This window comes from Luteococcus sp. Sow4_B9 (assembly GCF_052116585.1).
In the GTDB taxonomy this organism is placed as follows: Bacteria; Actinomycetota; Actinomycetes; order Propionibacteriales; family Propionibacteriaceae; genus Luteococcus.
In genome coordinates this window covers 1-1,042 of sequence record NZ_JBQKKT010000064.1, presented here as the reverse complement: position 1 = coordinate 1,042, position 1,042 = coordinate 1, and the positions used below count along the sequence as shown (strand labels likewise).

The window sequence follows — 1,042 nt, the reverse complement described above, 5'->3', positions numbered from 1 at the left end:
CTGCGACCCGGCATCCGTGTGATGGACCAGCCCCGTGAAACTGGTGACGCCTTGCTGCTGACGTGACCACAGGGCCTGCTCCAACGCGTCCAGGACCAAGTCGGTGGTCATCCGCGGCGCAGCCCGCCAACCCACGATCCTGCGGCTGAACACGTCGATCACGAACGCGACGTAGACCATTCCCGACCACGTTGGGACATATGAGAAGTCCGCGACCCACAACCGGTTCGGCCGAGCCGCCCAGAACCCTCGGTCGACCAGGTCCGCCGGCCGCGGTGTCCCGTCCGAGGGCATGGGCTTGAACCTGCGCCGACGTGTTGCGCCCTGCCAATCCTGGGCGCGGTAGAGCCGTTCGATGGTGCAGCGGGCCACGTCATGGCCTTGCGAGCGCAGGAAGATCCACATCTTGCGCGCACCGAAGCGGGTCAGGAACCGGTTGGCTTCGCGGAGCTGGCGCATCAGCTCGACCAGCTGCTGGTCCCGACGGGCCCTGGCCGAGGCGCGGCGTTGGCGGGCCTCGTAGTAGCTGCTCGGGGCGATCTGGTAGCCGTGCTCACGCAGGACCTTGCAGATCGGCTCGACCCCGAACCGGTCACGATGGGCGTCGACGAAATCGACTAGTACCTGCCGGGGCGGTCGAGCTCCGCCGCGAAGAAAGGCTTGATATGTAGGTGATCCTGACCCCGGTGGAGCAGCGCGGCGACGCGGCGGTGACGATGGTGGTGTCGTCGAGCGGCTGGGGGCCGGTCATGGTGGGGTTCGCACCGAAGCTGGTTTTCGTGGAGGGGCAGCCACCCAGATTGGGTGAGCCGTGGACCGACGAGTACCTGAAGTTCACCGCGGCCCGCCTACGACCGAATTCGGTGCTGGCGCAAGCGTTCGACTTGAAGGTCTTCTTCACCGTCGTGGGCAAACCCCCGGCCGAGGTGGACACGGCGGATGTGTTGGCCTTCATCGAACAGCAGCGTGAACCTCGCCATGGCGGCAACGTGGTCCGGCTGGTCGACGGCGAGCCAGGCCTGGCGGCTTCGACCATCAAGCG

1 protein-coding gene, 1 pseudogene and 1 other annotated feature are annotated in these 1,042 nt (G+C 66.7%); of the genes and pseudogenes, one reads left to right on the top strand and one right to left on the bottom strand.

Annotated features, from left to right (window positions below; translation table 11 throughout):
- Window positions 1-627, bottom strand: a pseudogene (locus ACTQ49_RS14955) (IS3 family transposase); the annotation flags it as partial.
- Window positions 532-661: a sequence feature (AL1L pseudoknot), on the bottom strand. Its footprint overlaps the pseudogene before it by 96 nt.
- Window positions 662-671: 10 nt before the next feature.
- Here ACTQ49_RS14955 and ACTQ49_RS14950 point away from each other — a divergent pair.
- A partial coding sequence (locus tag ACTQ49_RS14950) for a hypothetical protein (RefSeq protein WP_441828628.1) occupies window positions 672-1,042 on the top strand: 371 nt, incomplete at its 3' end.